Raw genomic sequence first — 20582 nt, 5'->3', positions numbered from 1 at the left:
ATTTGCTTACGGCGGAGAAAAGTTTTAAAGCAGGGATCAAGAGAAAGCAAAAGAAAGCGAATCGCAGTAATGCGTACCTTTCTCAAGTCCTTGCGGGGCAAGGGGCTTCGTAATCTTGCCCTGTGTCTCAAAATGAACTAAAAATGTTTCAGGTGATGAAAATGCCTGAGATGAGAAAATCGAACAAATCAGAGTGCGGCTAGAGTGAATGTCGCGCTTTTAGGGAACAGAAAAGAGTAAGTATCATATGAAAATTCTTGTCACTGGCGGTGCAGGCTTCATCGGTTCAGCAGTGGTTCGTCATATTATAAATGAAACGACAGACAGCGTTGTGAATCTTGATAAGCTTACTTATGCAGGAAATCTGGAGTCGCTCGTACAACTTCAAGGACATGAGCGTTATGCGTTTGAACAAGTAGATATTTGTAATCGAGCAGAGCTCGAACGCGTATTTTCTGAGCATAAACCAGATGCGGTTATGCATTTAGCGGCTGAGTCGCACGTTGATCGCTCGATCGATGGACCTGCGGCATTTATTGAAACTAATATAGTAGGAACCTACACACTGCTTGAGGTTGCTCGCGTATACTGGAATACACTAGAAGACGGTGCAAAAAGAGCATTTCGTTTCCACCATATTTCAACGGATGAGGTTTACGGTGATCTAGAAGGCACAGACGAGCTGTTCACTGAAACAACTTCTTACGAGCCATCGAGTCCATATTCTGCATCCAAAGCATCAAGTGACCACCTAGTTAGGGCGTGGCTGCGCACTTACGGTCTGCCAACGATCGTAACAAACTGCTCAAACAATTACGGACCATACCATTTCCCAGAAAAACTTATTCCATTAATGATCCTAAACGCACTGGAGGGTAAGAGCCTTCCTGTGTATGGTGATGGTATGCAAATTCGAGACTGGTTGTTTGTTGAAGACCATGCTCGTGCATTATATAAAGTCGTAACTGAAGGTGTTGTTGGTGAGACCTACAACATTGGTGGTCACAATGAAAAAGCTAACATCGAAGTTGTAAAAACGATTTGCCTTTTACTGGAAGATCTTGTGCCTAATAAACCTGAGGGTGTGGCTAATTATCAAGACTTGATCACTTATGTTACAGACCGCCCTGGACACGATGTGCGCTACGCTATTGATGCTTCAAAAATCGAACGTGAGCTGGGTTGGAAGCCACAAGAAACCTTTGAGTCTGGCATTCGCAAGACCGTTGAATGGTATTTAGGTAATCAAGAGTGGTGGTCACGTGTTTTGGATGGCTCATACAATCGAGAGCGTTTAGGTAACTAAGCCCTTCCCCTCCCTATATTTTATTCCACTCAACTCATAACCTAATTTCTAAGAAGTTCTTTGTAAATTAGGTTATAAAATCTTGGATCTTAATTATGAAAGGTATTGTTCTTGCTGGTGGATCTGGCACACGTTTATATCCACTTACTCGCGGTGTGTCTAAACAACTTTTACCAGTTTACGATAAGCCGATGGTGTTTTACCCAATTTCCACGCTAATGCTAGCAGGTATTCGTGACATTTTAATTATCACTACACCCGAGGATAACGCAGGTTTCAAACGCCTCCTAGGCGATGGCTCTGATTTTGGCATCAACTTAGAATATGCTATTCAACCTAGTCCAGATGGTTTAGCGCAGGCTTTCATTATTGGTGAAGAGTTCATCGGTGATGACAGTGTGTGCCTAGTGCTCGGTGACAACATTTTTTACGGTCAATCTTTTTCTGAAACTTTAAAACATGCGGCATCAAAAAAATCAGGCGCAACTGTATTTGGATACCAAGTGAAAGATCCTGAGCGTTTTGGTGTGGTGGAGTTTGATGACAATATGAAGGCCATTTCTATTGAAGAAAAACCAGCTGTGCCAAGGTCAAATTATGCGGTAACTGGGCTCTATTTCTACGACAATTGCGTGGTTGAAATGGCTAAACAAGTGAAACCATCGAATCGTGGTGAGCTTGAAATTACCACACTAAACGAAATGTACCTAAATAACGGCTCTTTGAATGTTGAGCTATTAGGGCGTGGTTTTGCCTGGTTGGACACGGGTACACATGAGAGCCTTCATGAAGCTTCTTCATTTGTACAAACTATCGAAAATGTTCAAGGGCTGAAGGTTGCGTGTTTAGAGGAAATTGCTTGGCGAAATGGCTGGCTGTCGGATGAAGAAGTTCTATTGCTTGCAGAGCCAATGAAGAAAAATGAATATGGTCAGTACTTAGTGCGTCTAGTTAATGGAAACAAGGTGAAACGCTAATGCGAGTTTTAGTCACAGGTTGTAATGGGCAGGTGGGTCACTGTCTAACAGAAATACTCTCTAATACAGATAATGTCACTTTGTTAGCAGTTGATAGAGAAGAGCTAGATATTGCCAATCAAGAAGCCGTATTTAAAACAGTTATTGAGTTCAAACCTACCATCATTATCAATGCTGCAGCACACACGGCGGTAGATAAAGCGGAAGAAGAAGTTGAACTTTCTTATGCTATTAACAGAGATGGACCGAAGTATTTGGCAGAGGCCGCTAAGGAAGTTAATGCTTCTATTTTGCATATTTCGACAGATTATGTTTTTGAAGGCAATAAAGACGGCGAATACTTGGAGACAGATCCGACTGCTCCGCAAGGTGTGTATGGGGCGAGTAAGTTGGCTGGCGAAGTTGCAGTGGCGGAAGCATGTGACAAGCACATTATTATGCGTACCGCATGGGTGTTTGGTGTGCAAGGTAATAATTTTGTCAAAACGATGCTTCGACTAGGTGAGAATCGAGATGAATTAAATATTGTTGGTGATCAATTTGGTGGACCAACCTATGCTGGCGATATTGCAAAAGCATTAGTTAAAATTTCGAATCGTATATCAGCTGATGAATCGATTGAGTATGGCGTGTACCACTATTCTGGACTACCTCATGTTAGCTGGTATCAGTTTGCTGATGCAATTTTTGATGCGGCGGTAGAGAAAAATATCACTAATAAACCCAAGCTATCCAGTATTACGACAGAGCAATACCCAACCCCAGCCAAGCGTCCAAAGAACTCTCGACTTAGTACGCAAAAAATATTTGATGCGTTCGCTATTGAAGCGAGTGATTGGAATAAGGCACTTAAAGATATTAAAGCGTACACGGAATAACAATATGAAAATTATTAATACACGAATTCCAGATGTTAAAGTGATCGAGCCAGCCATATTCGGTGATGAACGTGGTTTTTTTATGGAAACGTGGAATCAAAAGAAATTTGAGGAGTTAGTCACTGGCAAACCGACAATGTTTGTACAAGATAACCATTCTAAATCTAAGAAGGGTATTTTGCGTGGCCTTCACTACCAAACAGAAAATACTCAAGGAAAATTGGTTCGCGTGGTTTCAGGTGAAGTGTTTGATGTTGCGGTAGATATTCGTAGAGACTCACCAACGTTCGGTCAATGGGTTGGTGAATATCTGTCAGCGGACAATAAACGTCAACTTTGGGTGCCGGAGGGTTTTGCTCACGGGTTCTACGTTGTGTCCGATGAGGCGGAATTTGTCTACAAATGTACTAATTTTTATGATCCTAGCTCCGAAGTATCAATTAAATGGAATGATGATCAACTTGGGATATCTTGGCCTTTGTCTAATCCACCGTCACTATCCAATAAAGATAAAGATGGAATGACGTTTGAAAATGCACCAAAGCTGTAGAATATAGAGGGAAACAACAATGAGCGTAGTATACGTGTCGGGAACGTTTGACTTATTCCATGGAAATCATTTACGTATGATTGAGTATGGACGAGGCTTAGGCGAGACATTAATAGTGGGAGTTAGCACAGATGAGCTAGTTTGTAGTTACAAAAACCCACCAGCAGTGCCATTTGAGGAAAGAATCGAAATTATTAGAGGATTAAGGGCCCCAGACTTGGTTATTCCCCAGCACACTCTTGATCATAACGAAACGGTAGATAAACTCAATATTGACATTTTTGTTATTGGTGATGATTGGAGTGGAAAGTATGATTATCTAAAAGATAAAGGTGTTAAGGTTTTTTACTTACCCTATGGAGTTGGTGTAAGTTCTACAAACCTAAAAAAGAAAATTTATAGTGATTATAAGAAACTCTTAGAATCAAGCGACAAACATCCTATTCCAGAGCCTAGATAATGAAGAAAATGTTGCTAACAGGTGGTAATGGCGACTTGGCAGTTTACTTGAAGAGTTACTTTGAGGATAAGTTTATAATTGACACTCCAAGTAAGAAACATCTTGATGTATCAAGTATAGAGTCAGTTGAAAGTTACTTTGTGAATCGAGCGTATGATATTGTTGTAAATCTGGCAGGGACTTTACACTCGAGCAATATTCTAGAGTCTAATGCAAGCTTATGGATAAGAGATATTAACGTAAATTTAATTGGTACTTATCTAGTATGCAAAGAGGCAATATCAAAAAATTCAAATTCGTTTTTAATAAATATTTCATCGACTGCTGCCTTTAATAGCTACAATGACTGGTCCTCATATTGTGCTTCTAAAGCTGGAGTCTTAAAAGTTTCCTCAGCACTGTTTAAAGATAATTACAACGTTGTCACTTTGTGTCCAGGCGCTATAGATACAAAGTTCAGAGATGATTTAAATATTATAAACCCTAATGTAATGTCTATCGAAGAAGGTGCAAAACCAATAATAGATGCAATTGAAGGTGTTTATGACAGTGGAGATGTGATATTTTATAGAAAAGGAATAACCAAAAAGATAATTGATCATGACTAATTTTAAAATTAGTGGTGCATTATACTGCGACTACTTTAAAAACTGGCTTGGTATTACTTAACTTTTTGTTGATAGAAAAAACACTTCTTATTAATTCATTAGTTCAATGAACTTGGAGCAGACGTAAGTAATTTATTTATTAATGATTAGTGTCAATCACTATTTTCTAGCTTACAAAGTATTCTTCAACGTTCATTACAATAATAAAAGCTCTCTAAGGCTTACACTTATGTCATTTTGAAAAAAACAAATAGCTTCAAGTTCAAGTGTAACGAATTTATTGCAGCAATAATGAGTCTACTCATACGTTTTGAAGATAGATTATCTTAAGCAGTTAAACTAGGACACAAACCATAATGTGTTGTGTTGTTGTCGACTTGTGGAATAATAACTACTATTAATGATTTAGGGCGAATAGTGAAAGTTTGTAAAAAGGTAAAAGCTACCTTTAAAGTGATTTTCAATGATACTGCATCATAAAAATCAATAAATTCTCTGGTTGTTATGAATGCAAGTTGCTTAAGCAATATTTTTGCCCTTTTAAATATATGATATGCAACTTTTGAGCTAAATAATAAAGGAAATATAATTGACAAAACTGTTTTTATACATTAGAGCTATATTTATTTTGCCATTAATTGCTCTACTGTTTCGTAAGAAAAATACTTGGTTATTTTCTTCTTGGTTTGGGAGTAAGATATCTGATAACTCAAAGTACTTTTATGATGATTTAAATGACATAGATAATAATATATTCAAAGTTTGGATTGTAAAGAATAAAGAACTTCATGATTCAGATAAAAACATTTATTACTATCTAAGTATTTGGGGATTGTATTATCAGGTTGTATCAAGCGCAGTTCTATGTACACACTCTCTCTATTCAGACTTCTATCCACTAGCTATATTGTTGAATCGAGGAATTAAAGTACAGCTATGGCACGGCACGCCGCTTAAAAAAATTATGTGGGATGTTCCTACTACAACATTAGGTTCGCTTAAGAGAAAAGTGTTCGATCGGTATGACGCAGTAGTTTGCCCGAATGAAAATTTTAGTCATATCTATGCTCGTGCTTTTAAAGTAAGTAAAGATAAAGTTATCGTGTCTGGATGTCCAAGAGTAAGAAAAAATGATTCGGATGTAAATTCGGGTAAAATACTATATGCGCCAACATTTAGAGACGATTCATCAAAATGTACATTGTTTGATGAGTATAAGTTTGATATCGAAAAAGCAGAAAGTTACTTAAGTGAACATAATAAAGTACTGTATGTGAGATTACACCCTCGTGACACACTTGATAAAAAATGGGAAGAATCAATCAACAAGTCAAAATATATACATTTTGATAAGTCAGTAGATATCTACGCTGAATTAAACACATATGATATTTTGATTACTGATTACTCCAGTATATATTTTGATTTCCTACCATATGATAAGCCAATCGTTTTTGCTCCTTTTGACCTAGAAAAATATGAGAAGAAACTCAGAGGAACATACTTCTCCTACAAAGATGTCACTTCTGGTCCTTATGCTTACAATTGGGATGATGTATTGAGGATTTTGAAGAATAATGAATTTGAGCTTGATAAATTAAGAGTGCTAAAAGATAAGTACTCACAAAACATTGAGATACAGTCAAGTCAACTTATTTACGAATTTATAAAGGGTAAGATGTAAATAATGAATATCGGATATATTGTTTCCAGCATGAAGAAAACTGGGCTTACAAAAATCATTTATAACACAGCGATTAATTTATTTCCTAACAATAATATTGTTATTTTTGAGCTAAATCCGGAAAAAGTTGATAGTGAATATAAAACTCATCTTTTAGATTGCGGAGTTAAATTCGTTGACTTGAACATATCTAATGTACGAGTTATAAATAGCCTGAGAAAGATTCATGTAGCATTGAATGAAAACAATATCGATGTAATTCATGCGCATTGTCTGAGAAGCATTATATTAGTTGGGATGCTTAATAAATTTAGCAACATAAAAAGTGTCTGTACATTACATAGTTACATTGCATATAACTATGTCGGTGAGTTTGGCCCTTTAAAAGCAAAAATTTATTCAACCCTTGTTCTGCTTGCCGCAAAAACATTTAGTAAAATAGTGACAGTATCGAAATCGATCGGCAAGCTATACCAACAATATAACAACCTTGAGACTAGCTCAATCCAGAACGGGGTTGATTTCGATCCAGAAAGAAAAGCCAAGATAAGAAATGAACCTATTAAATATATATATACTGGCTCGATTTCAAAGCGAAAGCAAATCGTCTTTCTTTGTGAAGGTTTTCAGAACTTCGCAAAGGACAAAGATGTTCAATTATTGTTATTAGGTGATGGGCCGTTATTAAATGAACTAAACGATAAATATGAAGAAAATATTAAGTTTGTTGGTAGGGTAGATAACGTAGATAAATATTTAGATAGCTGTGACTACTTTATTTCATGTAGTGAATCTGAGGGTTTGCCTAATGCAGTGATGGAAGCAATGGCGATTGGTTTGCCATGTGTCCTCTCAGATATTCCGCCACACTTAGAGCTACTACAAGGTGATGATAATGGCTTTAATTATCAACTGAATAACTACGATGAATTTATTTCAGTGTTAAATAAATCCTATAGTATGTCATCAGAACAATTTGCGCTTATGTCTGAAAAATCATTACAGAAGATCTCGAACACATTCAATGTTAAAAACATGGCAAATAAGCACTACGAATTATATGAAAGTTTACTAAGCAAATGTTAAATTGTATTTTATAAATCCGATAAGTAAATTATGTTCAAAAAAGTTATTAGCTTGATCAATTTATTGCGTTTCAAAAATCAATGGAGGCAGAAAAATCGCCATAATATGACCGTTGTAAGAAACGTGTTTGAACCCGAAAAGGTTGTTGTGGGTAATTATACTTATGGTGCTCTCAATATTCTTTCCTGGGGAGCAGGTAATGAAGGTCTTAGAATAGGCCACCTTGTTTCAATTGCAGATGACGTGAAATTTATTCTAGGTGGAAATCATTATAGTGAAGGAGTATTCACTTACCCTATAAGCTCAAGACTTAATAATAATCCAATTAATGAAGATGCTGCTTCCAAAGGAGAAATCTCAATCGGTGATAACGTTTGGATTGGCTACGGAAGTAAAATACTTTCGGGTGTCGACATTGGAACGGGGTCAATTGTTGCTGCTGGTGCCGTTGTGACTAAGTCATTTCCACCATATTCCATTATAGGTGGGAATCCAGCTAAGCTGATCAAAAACCGATTCGATCGGGAAGTGATTGAAGAGTTACTGAAGTTGGATTTCGCAAATCTTTCGAAATCTGATTTGGTTAATTTGGACAATGACTTTATATATAGACCAGCAACGCTTGAAGTTGTAAAAAAAATTAGAGAAGAACTGAATGTTAAAGAAGATACTGCATAATTCCCTATGGAATATTGTAGGACAAGCATTACCAATGTTTGTAGCCATACCTTGTCTTGGTTTTATTGCACGTGCCATTGGTGTTGAGTCGTTCGGTATATTCACGCTGATTTTTGCGATTGTAGGATATGCAAATATTTTTGATGCTGGTCTGAGTCGTGCAGTTGTTAGGCAAGTATCGAAGTATGAAGATGATAAAGAAAAGATTAAGATTATCATTTCAACGTCATCAGTTATCGTATTGGCTTTATCATTAGTTGCAGCTGTTTTACTTTTTGTATTCTCAGATAATTTAGCCAGTATACTCAGCGTATCAGATGCTTATGTTGCCCAGGCTGTTGTATCATTCAAAATTATCTCGTTATCTATTCCTGCGTTATTGTTGACTTTTATCTTCAATGCATACTTCGAAGGATTGGCAGAATTTAAACTGCTGAATAAGCAGAAAATAATATCAAATATTTTGTTATCATCTCTACCAGTGGTAATGGTTTCAGTTTTTGAGCCATCTTTATCCATATGTGTTATGGGGTTATTGATTGGTCGATGGTTATCTCTATGTTTGGCATTTTATTTTCTAGTCAGAGATTTCAGAAGGAACGCTTTAAACTTCAAATTTAAAGAAGCTTTTGAAAAATCAATTGCTGTTGATTTGTTTAAGTTCGGTAGCTGGATTACTGTGAGCAATATCATTAGTCCAATTATGGTCTATTTTGACCGATTTATCCTATCTAGTATTAACGGAACTCAAAATTTAGCATTTTATACTGTACCTTCAGAGTTAGTCACGAAAAGCCTGATCTTTCCATCGGCGATCACAAGAGTGTTATTTCCTATTTTTTGTTCGTCAAGTAAAAAATTATCGGGTAGTTTACGGCAAGTAAACGTAATTATGCTGATGATGTTTGGTTTTATGGCTGCCGGAGTTTCTATACTCATGGTATTCTCAGGCGAAATTCTAACGCTATGGGTTGGCCATGACTTTTCCGGACAGCCTGCACTTGTATTCAACATATTGCTTTGTGGCTTGGTATTTACCTCTGTAGCTCAGATACCGTATGCTAGAATCCAAGCTTATGGATACTCAAAATTAACAGCATATATACATTTAGCAGAGGTTATACCTTATCTAATTTTACTTTATTTAATGGTTAACTCACTTGGAATCATCGGTGCTGCTTTATCTTGGACGATAAGAGTACTTGTGGATTTGATAGTTTTATACCTAGTGCTATTAAATGTAAGTAGGAAAAATAATATGGAAGTCTAAGATGGTTGAATACTATTTATTACCACTTTTTTCGATATTTGCTATAATTTTAAAGTTTACAAAATGCAATAAGTTTATTTTTTTTCCTTTGATTGTATTGTTATATTCTATTTTTTTTGGGTTTAGATTTAACTCAGACCCAGATTACTCTGAGTACTTTAGGTTTGTCGAATTATCTCGTTCAGTGAGTATAGAAAACTATCTTTTTTCTATACATGTAGAGCCTGTTTTTTATTTTCTCAGTAAGTTTTTTGACACAAATATATTCTTTATCGTTGCAGCTATATCATTTATCACCCTTGCTTATATTTGTCATAAGCTAAGTGATTTATACAAGTTTGAGCTATTTGTTCTGGTGTTGTCTTGTGTTGGCTATGTTGCATTTTTTATTCAGATGCGATGGGGCTTCGCACTTGTTTTTCTTATATGTGGTGCTTTTATTTCAAATTACCGCAATATTTTAAAATCTATTTTATTTTATTTTATTGCTTCTATGATGCACTTCTTTAGTTTTTTCTTTTTGGGTCTATTTGCCATACTGAAGTTTATAGACTTCAGAAAGAAGATGTATCTTGCTTTTTTAATTATAGTATTAGGCGTTTATTTTAACTTTGCAGTGATACTTGTAGACCTAGTGTTAGCATTGCCTTTTGTACCTGATTATTTATCATATAAACTCGAAGCTTACGTCTACCTATTCAAAAATAAAGAGTACTTTTTTTACTTTTATATTATTAAGTATATATTTTTTTGGTATCTGTTAAATTTCGCTAATAGCAGATATGAAAAAATCGCGAGTTGTTATGTTTTGCTTTGTATAATCTTTGCCTTATTTATCGACATGGGCGTTTTCGTACAAAGGATCTCAATTTTTATTGAGGTGTTGCTTTCAATCCTTTTTGTTGATGCCATTAGAACTAAGGTAGTCAATGATCACAATGATGTGGAACAGATAAATATTGCAAGGTTTATTATCTTACTGTTTATTATGTTCAATTTTTTATTTAATATGTCTCTAATCGAATACAAAGAGTATTTGTTTGAATATAGTACGATTTTATTATGAAGAAGGTGTTATTAGTTGGATATTCATTTCATGGCTATCTTGAAAGAATGTCGAATGAAATGAAAAAGCATGGTTATCAAACCGTTTTGCTTACCCATGATCAAATTTTTGCTTATGCTCCATTTAGACTTACTGTACCACTCTATTATATATATAGATGCATTTATTATTCGACACTTTGGAGCAAGTGTTTAAACTCGCGAGTTTATAGCTTATTTAGTTTTTTGTTGTCAGATTATTTTTATCGTTATTTAATGAATCGAATTCCTAATCAGGAATTTGATCTGGCATTATTTGTAGGCTCTCGAGAGTTGTCTCCGAAGTCAATTGAAAAACTGAAAAAAAACAGGTCTCTAGGCAAAGTCGTTCTTTATAAATGGGATGCAAATGATAGATTTAACCTGGATAAACTTCATAAATATTTTGATGATGTTTATTCATTTCAGATTTCAGATTCAGTAAATGGAGTTAAGTTCTTACCTAATTATCATTTTGTAGAGCCTAACGTGGATTGGAATAGAAATGCAAAATATTCAGTTACTGCAGTTTCTAAATTTGATCCATCTCGATATCAAATTCTGAGCAAATATTTAGCTGATTCTTGTTTTAAGGAGTCGGATTGCTTTATTTACTTTCAGTCAAATAATGCATCAGATCTTAATCATAACAATGTATTCTCTAAACCGTTACCGCATACATCAGTTTTGAGCCACTATGCTGAAACAAAATTCGTTTTTGATTTTGTACAGAAAAATCAGACTGGAATGTCACAAAGAGTGTTGGAAGCTTTGGCTTCTGGGGCATCCGTTATCACAGAAAATGCTGATGCTTTAACTTTGTTTGCTGATTCGGGTCGTGTGTTCTCACTAGAAGATAAGATTCTTGCTGTGGATTCGAACTTAAAAGCAAACGCTAATTTAAATAAATACATTGAGCGCTGTTATTGTATTAACTGGATCTCATATATCATTGAACAGGCTAAACAATGAAAATTTTTATCTCTGTAGTTTCTCATGGCCACTCTGAATTGATCAACGATTTGTCATGTGTATCAGAATTGACAAAGCACTTCCATGTGGTTGTCAAGAGTAATAACTCAACGGATGACTTTTCCGAATTAACCAACGAAGATAACTTTCATTGGATTAATGAACAGTATGGTTGTGGTTTTGGTAGAAATAACAACATCGTCTTTGACTATTGCCTAAAAACTCTGGGCATGAATGAACAAGATTTGTTTATCGTACTAAACCCTGATGTTTATATTACTGCTAATGATATAAACAGATTAAGTGCAGAAATGATTTGTTGTAGTAGTAAAGTATCAGCAATTAACTTATATAAGAATAAAGAACTTACTGAGTTTGATGACTCAATTAGAACTTTTCCTTCTCTCTTTAATTTTGCATGTTCGTTTTTGGGCCTCGGCAATCGTTCAATCTTAGATAAAAGTAAAATTGCTTCAATATCTGAGGTTGACTGGGCGGCTGGATCTTTTTTGGCCTTCCGTGCTAGTCACTACAAAGAACTTCAAGGTTTCGATGAAAACTACTTTATGTATTGTGAAGATATAGATATTTGCTATCGTAGTAACCTGCTTGGTTGTAAGGTTAAGTACCATCCATCTATAACAGCGCTACATTTAGCCAAGCATGCTAATCGTAAACTGATGTCTAAGCATTTTGTCTGGCATGTATCTAGTGTGATTCGTTTTCTCTTAACACGTTTGGGGATCACAAGTACAAGGTCATTAATTGAAGTGGAGTAAGTTGTACTCCCACCTTTAGGTACGATCTCGTATTTGTTCGTTAGCGTATCAATATACTAGCTATCTGGCCGCCTAACCTTCAGGCGGCTTGTGCTTAATTTTTGATACAGGTTTACCACAATCAAAGTGGCTTGAACGCTTCATAAATCACACAAGAAGATGGGAAATAAACCTGGGCTGGCAAGAGTTTAACCCAGATGTAATCTGACAGATACCCAATTTAAAAGTGGGTAACTGTCAGAGAAGGTATGAATTAGTAGAACTGTAGTTGCTGATGTGTTCCCATTTATTATGGTGATCATTTACTAACTATAACTAAGATATTCTTGAGCGTTGAATGTCATTGCTTTTATTTAGTTTGGTGCGAATGAAGCTCGTAATCTTCCATACATACGCAAGCATGATCGAGTAGATAATAAAACATCCGATAAAGGTATAGAACATCACGGGCTCTGGTATTTCCGTCATTTCTCCGTAAATGCCGAAAGCCGCATAAAGTGCCGCAATGGTACAAATGGCCACGAGCGTTTGCTTGGAGCTTAAACCGATACGCTGGAAGATATGGTGCAGGTGCTCGCGATCAGGTTTAAACGGAGAGACCCCGCGGCGAACCCGACGAATCATGATCGCGGCCATATCCATGAGCGGTACGGCGATGAGCCACAACGCCGTTACCGGGCGCATGAGAGGTTTCGCTTCCGACTGGCTGACGCCTAACAGCAGCCAAATTACGGTGAAGCCTATAAGCATACTGCCTGCGTCACCCATAAAGACCTTTCTCGCTCTGCCTAAAATCCCCAGGTTCATAAAGATGTAAGGCAGCATCGCCACGATGATCACCACACACAGATATGCCAGGCCATGTTGCGAGTCCACTCGGAGCAGGTAGGCAAGCGCGCCAAAGGTTACAATAGAGAGTCCACCTAACAGGCCGTCGATACCATCCACCATATTAAAGGCATTAATCGCACCGATCACCGCAAGAATTGTGATTACGATCCCTGGCCAGCCGAGATACATCTCACCAAAACCGAACATGTTACCCAGGCTGTGGAGTTCAATTCCGGCAATCTTGATCATCACCAAAGATAACACCGCCTGAATACCCATGCGTATTTTGAAACTCAAATCTATTTTATCGTCAATGGCACCAACGAGTGTCAGGATGACGATAGAGCATACGTACAACCAACTGAACTCAATGACGTCTGGTTTGAATGTAAGGTACTGCACCAGCACAATACAGATTGAGATCCCGCCAATCAGAGGTACAGCACCTACGTGAAGTTTGCGCTCATTGGGTTTGTCTACCAACCCGATATTTCTCGCCACTTTGCGCATGAGAAATAGGGTTGCAAAAGAAGAAAAAAAGATAAAAATAAGCTCAAGAAACATAATGTGACCAACGGACGATTATAGTTTTACGCTGTCTATTCTAACGGACATTGATTCTATCTCAAGCAAAAAGAGGCGATCCTAATAGGGGCAATATAGATAATTGTTAAGGTGTGAGGGTTTTTCTCGCCATCATAGCAAAGTATTGCACCCAAGGTTACTGATCTGGCGATAGATTTTTCTTTTGGCCTTTGCTTCCCCATGGATCAGGTGAACTTCTTTAGGTAATGGCTGAATGCCCTCAACAAAGCGGATTAAGCCGGCCTGATCGGCGTGGGCCGAGTAACCTGACATCGTATGCACCTGAGCATTGACGTCGATTTTCTGACCGTTAATCTCAACGCTTGCTTCTCCCTCCTGCAATCGCCTTCCCAATGTCCCCTGAGCCTGATAGCCGGCAAATAACACATCATTGCGCCTGTCCGGCAGTAACGCCTTTAGATAGTTAACGATCCTTCCCCCTTCGCACATCCCAGATGCCGCCACGACGATCGCAGACTCATCGGTGCTGGCCAGCCGGTTAACCAAGCGCTGATGCGCATGATGACTTTTTATGGTAATACACTGCTCAAATGCGAGTGGGTGACGTTGGCTTTCAAGCCGGAGCTTGGCTTCACTGGCCCACAACTGTTTAAACTGGCGGTAGCTCTTGGTTATCTGGTTAGCCAGTGGTGAGTCCAGAATAATCGGCAGTTTGCCATCCAGCGATTGTTGATGAATTAAATGCTCGATATCAAACAACAGCTCTTGCGTCCGGCCGACGCTAAAGGCCGGGATCATAATTACCCCACCATCAGAAAGCGCATGATCAATGACAGCCATTAACCGCTGGCTACGCGCAGCGACATCTTCGTGGCATTTATCACCATAAGTGGATTCCAGAAACAGGTAATCGGCACGTTGCGGAGGAGCCGGATCAGGCAGCAGCGGCGTATCTGAAGCGCCTAAATCACCGGAAAACACCACCACCTCACCATTTGGGAGTCTGAACTCCAGATAGGCTGAACCCAAAATATGCCCGGCGGGCTGGAAACGGACATCAGCCAGCGTGTTGATGGTTTGCCACACGTCGTAATCGCACCCCATCAGCAACTTTCTGATTTGGTTTAATACTCTTTGGCGTTGCTGACGGTTAAGCCCCAACTGGAGCTTTAGCCCGTCTTCCAGCATTAAAGGCACCAGCTGAGCGGTGGCATGGGTGCAATAAATCGGCCCCTGATACCCGGCCGCCAACAACCAGGGCAGCCGGCCGATGTGATCAATATGAGCATGGGTCAGCACCACGGCGCGGATCGGCTCAATGGGGAAATCGATAGCAAGTGATGAGGTGTGGTGCCCGACCTGCACATCTGCACCCTGCAATAATCCGCAGTCGATTAAAATGCTGCCCCCGCTCAGTTGCAGCTCATGACAAGAGCCGGTAACGGTATTTTTGCCGCCATGGTGAAGTACGTTCATCGTGCGCCTTGTGATTTAACGGTTTAGTAGCAGTTGGGTTACATCAGTGGGCAGTGTAATGCTGCGCCTCCCGCATGGTTGAAACATGCCGATGATAGCGACAGAAGAGAAGGCGCAATGATCGATAAATAACGAAAGTGAGAGAGAGTTAGATATTCATCATGTTTTTTATCACTAATGGTTACAACTACTTGTGATCAAGCTTTACTTTGTGCAATCTTGCACGTAGCTTGCTATGGCACCAAAGTCACATAATGAGTCTTTGGTCAGTAATTAAATTACAGAAAATGCATTTTCTAACAAAAGATTGTCGATATAGCGCACGTTTTTTGTAATTTTGTGACTTCTGTTTGCAATGTGTTTGCTATACAATTGTGTGCTTAGTGAGTGACAACAAAAATGTTTGCCTTTAGGAGCCAGACCTAAGGGCGGTAGCGTGCCAAAACAGATAAAGAGCGTAGCGCAACGAATAGCAACTGATGTTAAAAAATAATGAAAAACAGGCGCGTGAAGGCTATCTGGCAACATACTTACTACAAAGACACAAAGACACAAAGACACAAAGACACAAAGACACAAAAACACAAAAACGTCTCTGTCGTCAGAGGGACGGACTCAAAGCTGTCATAGCTTTCTATTTAGTCGTTGGTTAGGCGTAGGAAAAGGCTATAAAACCATTCATGATTCCTATCAAACCTAAATGTTTGTGAAACTGGCTAGAAGCTCCATTAAGAGAGCAAACTAGTTAATATCTAAACGTTTACCAGCCTAACAGTCTTAGCTTTATTCTCGTTATTTCATCTTAATAAAGCTGCACAAGACAACCATTTAAATATAAACACTTACTTAATCCGCCCTCATCTTTGATGAGGTACAGGGCAAGATCATGAAAAACTCTTGTGGAAAAAAAAAGCCTATTGGGGCGGGTTAAGGAAAAACGGCAAAAACAATGTATTACAATGAGATAGGTGCAATAGACTGTCTCAAAATGGCTAAAAAGTGTCTCGGGTTGGCGTGAATGTCTGAGATTAAATAATGAAAATTCATGAAAATGCCCTTGTTTAAAGGGTTGACGGACTACTCAGTTCTAGGGCCCAGGGAAACCGCATGAAGGTCGTTGATATGTAAGGACTAAGAAGTCGCAGTGATTAATTCTCTAGCAGGACGTTAATCTCATTTTTTAGTGTAACCTCATGAAACTAAAGATTCTCTTATAGCTCTTTTTGTTGTTTTGTAATGGTTTCTATAGCAATTCAGGAGCCTAAATATGAGCGTGTTAACAACCGATTTATGCATTTCCAGATCATTAAAGACTATCGCTAAGAAGGCCCGAACATAAATTATCAGACATTACTTTACTGACAATATGTGATGTTTTGTCGGGCCATGATAGCTGGGATGGCATTATTGACATCGGGAATACTCGTCTTGATTTCTTGAAACAGAACGGTGACTTTAATGCAGGTATTCCCTCAGCCGATACCTTGTCTCGTGTAATGGGGATAATTAATCCATCGGCGTTGCAAAGAAGCTTTATAGCTTGAATAAAAGACTACCATCCGCTGACGGACGGTGAAGTCATTGCTATTGATGGAAAAGACATTACGTTGCTCTTACGATAGCTCTAAGAGTAGAGGAACGATTCACGTGGTGAACGCTTATCCTACACAAATGGAATGAGCATTGGTCCTGAGATACGACATTTGGTGAAGATACTTGCCGAAAACGAGCAGAAGAAAGAGCAGAGAACTTTGCAAGGATCAGACAGATATGTTTGAACATGCTGAAGAGTGAAACGACTTTTAAAGCGAGTATTTAGCACAAAAGAGCGATGTGTGCGATGGATTCTGACTACCTTTTGAAGGTTCTGGCGAGCCTCTAATGACGGGGATGTTCATGATTTTTCCGTGGTTACGAGTCTTAGCAAAATTTAACCACATATACTTAACGTACATTATATGAAACCTAGCAATATTATTAATAAATTTAAAAAAAATTCAGATGTACTTTCCGCAGTAAAAAATTCACTATGGTTGGTTTCAGACAAATTTGTTCGATTGGTAATTGGGTTATTAGTTGGTGCCTGGGTAGCTAGGTATTTAGGTCCAGCTGAATACGGTATTCTAGCATATGTGTTAGCAATGCTATCATTTTTTCAAGTGCTAGCACTTTTGGGAATGGATGGAATTATTGTCAGAAACATAGCTAGCAATCAAGGAACCGCTTCTAGCATATTAGGCACATCATACCGATTAAGGCTTGTATCAGGAATCACCTGCTACCTGATCGCTGCTATCTCGATTGGAACTATATACGGGTTTGAAAGTAAATATTTCTCAGTGTTTTTATTAGCTGGTGGTATATTAGTTTTTCAGTCAGCGGATACAGTGGATTTGTGGTTTCAAAGTCAAAGCCAAAGTAAAAGGACTATAGCGGCTAAGTTAACAGCTTATATTATCGCAGCGGCAATTAAAGTTTTATGTATAAAGTCAAATGCAGATATAAAAACTTTCGCTTTTATAGTTTCTTTAGAATCATTTCTTTCTGCTGTAGGACTATATATCTCATATAAAAAATTCCCGACTGGGAAAAATTGGTTTTTTTCAATGTCTGTGGCAAAAGATATTATTTCAGAATCATGGCCTTTTATTTTAAGTAGTATATCGATACTAATATATATGAGAATTGATCAGTTAATGATCAAGAGTATTTTAGGCGATGAGAAACTAGGAGTATTTGCAGCAGTAATACCTTTAGCAACATTGTGGACGGTGATACCGATGGTTTTGTCTACAAGTATTGCTCCGATGATAGCAAGAGCAAAGAGTGAAAATGAAAGTAAATACATGGAGATACTTAGGAATGTGTTTACTTTATACTCTTTAATTGGTTGGGTAGTTAGCGTAACAATCTTCATGTTTTCTGAACAAATTATTCAACTCCTTTTTGGTTCGGCTTATATAGATGGAGCAAAGGTGCTTTCTATATCCGTCTTTAGTAATGTTTTTATAAATTTAGGTGTTGCACAAAGCTTATGGATTCTGAATGAAAGGAAGCCTATATTAAGTTTATATAAAACATTTGTTGGTGCGATTGTATGTATTGTTGCTAACCTTTTCCTCATACCAAAGTTTGGGATTATCGGTGCTGCATATTCATCGATATTATCGCAAGCAATTTCTGCGGTCTTACTTAATTTAATTTTGGACAGAAGAATATTTAATCTTCAAATAAAAAGTCTATTTTTGATAAGGTGATAATTTTGTCTAATAAAAAAGCTCCAGTAATAATGTTTGTGTATGGTCGTCCCGAACATACAGAAAAAACATTACTTGCACTGAAAGAGAATCATCAAGCAAAAGAAACTAAACTCTATATTTACGCTGACGGAGCAAAAGATAATACTGATGAACTGAAAGTTAGAGAAGTTCAAGAATTAATTGCAAATGTTAAAGGATTTGAATCAGTTGAGATTATTATAAGAAATGAAAACTATGGTTTAGCGAGAAACATTATTGAAGGAGTGTCTGAAGTAATTCAAAAGCATGGAAAGGCAATTATTGTCGAGGATGATATTGTAACTTCAAAGTACTTTTTGACATATATGAATGAAGCCTTAAATAAATATGAGGATAAAGGAAATGTTTGGCATATCAGTGGTTGGAATTACCCTATTGATACTAAAGGGTTACAAGGGTCATTTTTGTGGCAAACGATGAATTGTTGGGGTTGGGCTACTTGGTCAGATAGGTGGTCAAGCTTTAATAAGAATCCTGAGTATCTGGTTTCGAATTGGGACTCAAATAAAATAAAAAAGTTTAATCTGGATGGTAATAGTAATTTTTGGGCTCAAGTAAAAGCAAATTATGATGGAAAAATAAATACATGGGCAGTTTTTTGGTATGCAACGATTTTTGATAATAATGGACTTTGTTTAAATCCAGCAGTTTCATATGTGAGTAATATTGGTCATGATGGTTCGGGAGAAAATAGCCTTAATGAAAACACATACGATGTAGAAGTTAATGAAAAATATGAACCATTGATAGTTCAGTCAAAAGAAAATGATTTAGCCAAAACCAAAATAATAAACTTCTATAAAAAGAGTAAACAGTCACTGATTAGAAGAATATATAATAAAATTAGGAGGTTATTTTGAAAGTTGATATAGTTGCGCAGTCAGATACTGCCGGAGGAGCTGCGCGAGCGTCTTTTAGACTTCATAAAGCCTTTTTAAATAGTGCCTTAGTAGAAAGTGAAATGCTAGTGGTGAGAAAGTTTAGCGATCTCAATTCTGTTCACTGTGCTCTAAGCAAACAAGAAATTTTCAGTAATATTCTCTGCAATCTAATAGAGAAAAAGATTGTCAGTTTTCATAAAACAGATAATCCAGTCCTACATTCTGCAAATTTTTTTGGTAGCAATCTATTATCTAAGATTAACGAGTCTAGCGCAGAAATTACTAATCTACATTGGTGCAACCATAATGCGCTATCGATCAAGCAGATAGCAAAAATTCAAAAGCCAATAGTTATGACACTGCATGATATGTGGGCATTTTGCGGTGGAGAACACTATGTAGATAATTATAGAGAACACGACATTATATATAAAAGAGGAAAAATATCTAATTTTAATCAAAGTTTTAGCAATAAGTTTGATTTGAATAAATCTATTTGGAATAGAAAACGGAAATACTGGGGGAACGATATGACAATTGTTACCCCAAGTGATTGGTTAACGCAATGTGCTGCTGAAAGCGAATTGTTTGGAAACTCAAAAGTTTTCACAATTCCTAATGCGCTCGACACTAACCTTTATAGGCCTTTATGCAAAGATTTTTCTCGCTCTATTTTTAATATCGATGATAATAAAAAAATTATTGGTTTTGGTGCTTTAGGAGGGGGAACTGATCTCAGAAAAGGTTTTGACTTGCTTAAAGATGCATTAAAGAGTATCGAGCACAAAGGCGATTATCGGTGCGTCGTATTCGGTCAATCAAAACCAAGAGTAATGCCAGATATCGGTTTACCTGTGGAGTTTATTGGTCATTTGAACGACGATATTACTCTCTCTCTGTTTTACAATACATTAGATGTGATGGTGGTACCTTCGCGGTTAGAAGCATTTGGTCAAACGGCATCTGAAGCACAATCGTGTGGAGTTCCAGTTGTTGCTTTTGATACGACGGGTCTAAAAGATGTAGTTTCACATGGAATGACGGGCTATTTAGCAAAAGTGTTTGATGTTAAAGATCTAGCATGTGGAATTGAATGGTGTACGGGAGAGGATAATCCACAATTGAAGTTGAATGCAAGAAAGAGAGCAGTCAAGTTGTGGTCACAAGACGTTGTAACACAAAGTTACTTAAAAGTTTTTAACCAATTACAATAAGAAG

General features: G+C 37.5%; 17 protein-coding genes and 1 pseudogene. 16 read left to right on the top strand and 2 right to left on the bottom strand.

Going from position 1 to position 20582, the window contains the following annotated elements; translation table 11 throughout:
• Positions 1–247 precede the first annotated feature (247 nt).
• The 12 genes from rfbB (at position 248) to P2G85_RS18830 (ending at position 12331) form a co-directional block, all read left to right on the top strand.
• Positions 248–1306: a dTDP-glucose 4,6-dehydratase gene (gene rfbB / locus P2G85_RS18885; protein ID WP_275865618.1), complete on the top strand. Its 1059-nt coding sequence runs from the start codon at positions 248–250 to the stop codon at positions 1304–1306.
• Positions 1307–1401: 95 nt separating this feature from the next.
• Positions 1402–2283 (top strand): glucose-1-phosphate thymidylyltransferase RfbA, encoded by an 882-nt coding sequence (rfbA, locus tag P2G85_RS18880; RefSeq protein ID WP_275865617.1) that lies wholly within the window; start codon positions 1402–1404, stop codon positions 2281–2283.
• Positions 2283–3161, top strand: a complete 879-nt coding sequence (gene rfbD, locus P2G85_RS18875) for a dTDP-4-dehydrorhamnose reductase (protein WP_275865616.1) — start codon at positions 2283–2285, stop codon at positions 3159–3161. Before rfbA ends, rfbD begins: the two co-directional genes overlap by 1 nt.
• A gap of 4 nt (positions 3162–3165) precedes the next feature.
• Positions 3166–3711 (top strand): dTDP-4-dehydrorhamnose 3,5-epimerase, encoded by a 546-nt coding sequence (rfbC, locus tag P2G85_RS18870; RefSeq protein WP_275865615.1) that lies wholly within the window; start codon positions 3166–3168, stop codon positions 3709–3711.
• Positions 3712–3730: 19 nt separating this feature from the next.
• Positions 3731–4171 (top strand): adenylyltransferase/cytidyltransferase family protein, encoded by a 441-nt coding sequence (locus P2G85_RS18865; protein ID WP_275865614.1) that lies wholly within the window; start codon positions 3731–3733, stop codon positions 4169–4171.
• Positions 4171–4779, top strand: coding sequence for an SDR family oxidoreductase (locus tag P2G85_RS18860; protein WP_275865613.1), 609 nt, complete (start codon positions 4171–4173; stop codon positions 4777–4779). The genes P2G85_RS18865 and P2G85_RS18860 overlap by 1 nt, the downstream gene beginning before the upstream one ends.
• A gap of 589 nt (positions 4780–5368) precedes the next feature.
• Positions 5369–6463, top strand: coding sequence for a CDP-glycerol glycerophosphotransferase family protein (locus tag P2G85_RS18855; RefSeq protein ID WP_275865612.1), 1095 nt, complete (start codon positions 5369–5371; stop codon positions 6461–6463).
• Between the two features lie 3 nt (positions 6464–6466).
• Positions 6467–7549, top strand: coding sequence for a glycosyltransferase (locus tag P2G85_RS18850; protein ID WP_275865611.1), 1083 nt, complete (start codon positions 6467–6469; stop codon positions 7547–7549).
• A 30-nt stretch (positions 7550–7579) separates the two neighbouring features.
• A complete protein-coding gene (locus P2G85_RS18845) occupies positions 7580–8227 on the top strand; it encodes a CatB-related O-acetyltransferase (protein WP_275865610.1) in 648 nt (215 codons plus the stop codon).
• Positions 8205–9497, top strand: a complete 1293-nt coding sequence (locus P2G85_RS18840) for a flippase (protein WP_275865609.1) — start codon at positions 8205–8207, stop codon at positions 9495–9497. Before P2G85_RS18845 ends, P2G85_RS18840 begins: the two co-directional genes overlap by 23 nt.
• Before the next feature lie 1062 nt (positions 9498–10559).
• Positions 10560–11552: a hypothetical protein gene (locus P2G85_RS18835; RefSeq protein WP_275865608.1), complete on the top strand. Its 993-nt coding sequence runs from the start codon at positions 10560–10562 to the stop codon at positions 11550–11552.
• The gene (locus tag P2G85_RS18830; RefSeq protein ID WP_275865607.1) at positions 11549–12331 is read left to right on the top strand and encodes a glycosyltransferase family 2 protein; all 783 of its coding nucleotides are present in this window, start codon (positions 11549–11551) and stop codon (positions 12329–12331) included. Before P2G85_RS18835 ends, P2G85_RS18830 begins: the two co-directional genes overlap by 4 nt.
• 315 nt (positions 12332–12646) lie before the next feature.
• Here the strand turns inward: P2G85_RS18830 and wecA are convergent, their stop codons facing one another.
• Both wecA and P2G85_RS18820 read right to left on the bottom strand, forming a co-directional pair.
• Positions 12647–13726, bottom strand: a complete 1080-nt coding sequence (wecA, locus tag P2G85_RS18825) for a UDP-N-acetylglucosamine--undecaprenyl-phosphate N-acetylglucosaminephosphotransferase (protein ID WP_275865606.1) — start codon at positions 13724–13726, stop codon at positions 12647–12649.
• A gap of 132 nt (positions 13727–13858) precedes the next feature.
• Entirely contained in the window at positions 13859–15184 is a 1326-nt protein-coding gene (locus P2G85_RS18820) for an MBL fold metallo-hydrolase (RefSeq protein ID WP_275865605.1), read from the bottom strand.
• 1236 nt (positions 15185–16420) lie between these two features.
• On the opposite strand from P2G85_RS18820, the pseudogene P2G85_RS18815 reads away from it, so the two are divergent.
• The 4 genes and pseudogenes from P2G85_RS18815 to P2G85_RS18800 all read left to right on the top strand — a co-directional run bounded on the left by P2G85_RS18815 (position 16421) and on the right by P2G85_RS18800 (position 20578).
• A pseudogene (locus P2G85_RS18815) lies at positions 16421–17066 on the top strand (ISAs1 family transposase).
• Between the two features lie 76 nt (positions 17067–17142).
• Positions 17143–18441 carry a flippase gene (locus P2G85_RS18810; protein ID WP_275865604.1) on the top strand — a complete coding sequence of 433 codons (1299 nt, stop codon included), beginning with the start codon at positions 17143–17145 and terminating at the stop codon, positions 18439–18441.
• Between the two features lie 5 nt (positions 18442–18446).
• Positions 18447–19343, top strand: coding sequence for a glycosyltransferase (locus P2G85_RS18805; protein WP_275865603.1), 897 nt, complete (start codon positions 18447–18449; stop codon positions 19341–19343).
• Positions 19340–20578, top strand: a complete 1239-nt coding sequence (locus P2G85_RS18800; RefSeq protein WP_275865602.1) for a glycosyltransferase — start codon at positions 19340–19342, stop codon at positions 20576–20578. The genes P2G85_RS18805 and P2G85_RS18800 overlap by 4 nt, the downstream gene beginning before the upstream one ends.
• Positions 20579–20582: the final 4 nt, after the last annotated feature.

The organism is Vibrio sp. CAU 1672 (assembly GCF_029223195.1).
Taxonomy (GTDB): Bacteria; Pseudomonadota; Gammaproteobacteria; order Enterobacterales; family Vibrionaceae; genus Vibrio.
Note: the sequence above shows the minus strand (reverse complement) of the source record. Positions and strands in the feature narration are given on the sequence as shown.

Coding starts and splice junctions, on each gene's coding strand:
- P2G85_RS18835 (WP_275865608.1), top strand. CDS start 10,560: ATGAAGAAGGTGTTATTAGTTGGATATTCATTTCATGGCTATCTTGAA.
- P2G85_RS18845 (WP_275865610.1), top strand. CDS start 7,580: ATGTTCAAAAAAGTTATTAGCTTGATCAATTTATTGCGTTTCAAAAAT.
- P2G85_RS18810 (WP_275865604.1), top strand. CDS start 17,143: ATGAAACCTAGCAATATTATTAATAAATTTAAAAAAAATTCAGATGTA.
- P2G85_RS18840 (WP_275865609.1), top strand. CDS start 8,205: ATGTTAAAGAAGATACTGCATAATTCCCTATGGAATATTGTAGGACAA.
- P2G85_RS18820 (WP_275865605.1), bottom strand. CDS start 15,184: ATGAACGTACTTCACCATGGCGGCAAAAATACCGTTACCGGCTCTTGT.
- rfbA (WP_275865617.1), top strand. CDS start 1,402: ATGAAAGGTATTGTTCTTGCTGGTGGATCTGGCACACGTTTATATCCA.
- P2G85_RS18865 (WP_275865614.1), top strand. CDS start 3,731: ATGAGCGTAGTATACGTGTCGGGAACGTTTGACTTATTCCATGGAAAT.
- wecA (WP_275865606.1), bottom strand. CDS start 13,726: ATGTTTCTTGAGCTTATTTTTATCTTTTTTTCTTCTTTTGCAACCCTA.
- P2G85_RS18860 (WP_275865613.1), top strand. CDS start 4,171: ATGAAGAAAATGTTGCTAACAGGTGGTAATGGCGACTTGGCAGTTTAC.
- rfbB (WP_275865618.1), top strand. CDS start 248: ATGAAAATTCTTGTCACTGGCGGTGCAGGCTTCATCGGTTCAGCAGTG.
- P2G85_RS18830 (WP_275865607.1), top strand. CDS start 11,549: ATGAAAATTTTTATCTCTGTAGTTTCTCATGGCCACTCTGAATTGATC.
- P2G85_RS18850 (WP_275865611.1), top strand. CDS start 6,467: ATGAATATCGGATATATTGTTTCCAGCATGAAGAAAACTGGGCTTACA.
- rfbD (WP_275865616.1), top strand. CDS start 2,283: ATGCGAGTTTTAGTCACAGGTTGTAATGGGCAGGTGGGTCACTGTCTA.
- rfbC (WP_275865615.1), top strand. CDS start 3,166: ATGAAAATTATTAATACACGAATTCCAGATGTTAAAGTGATCGAGCCA.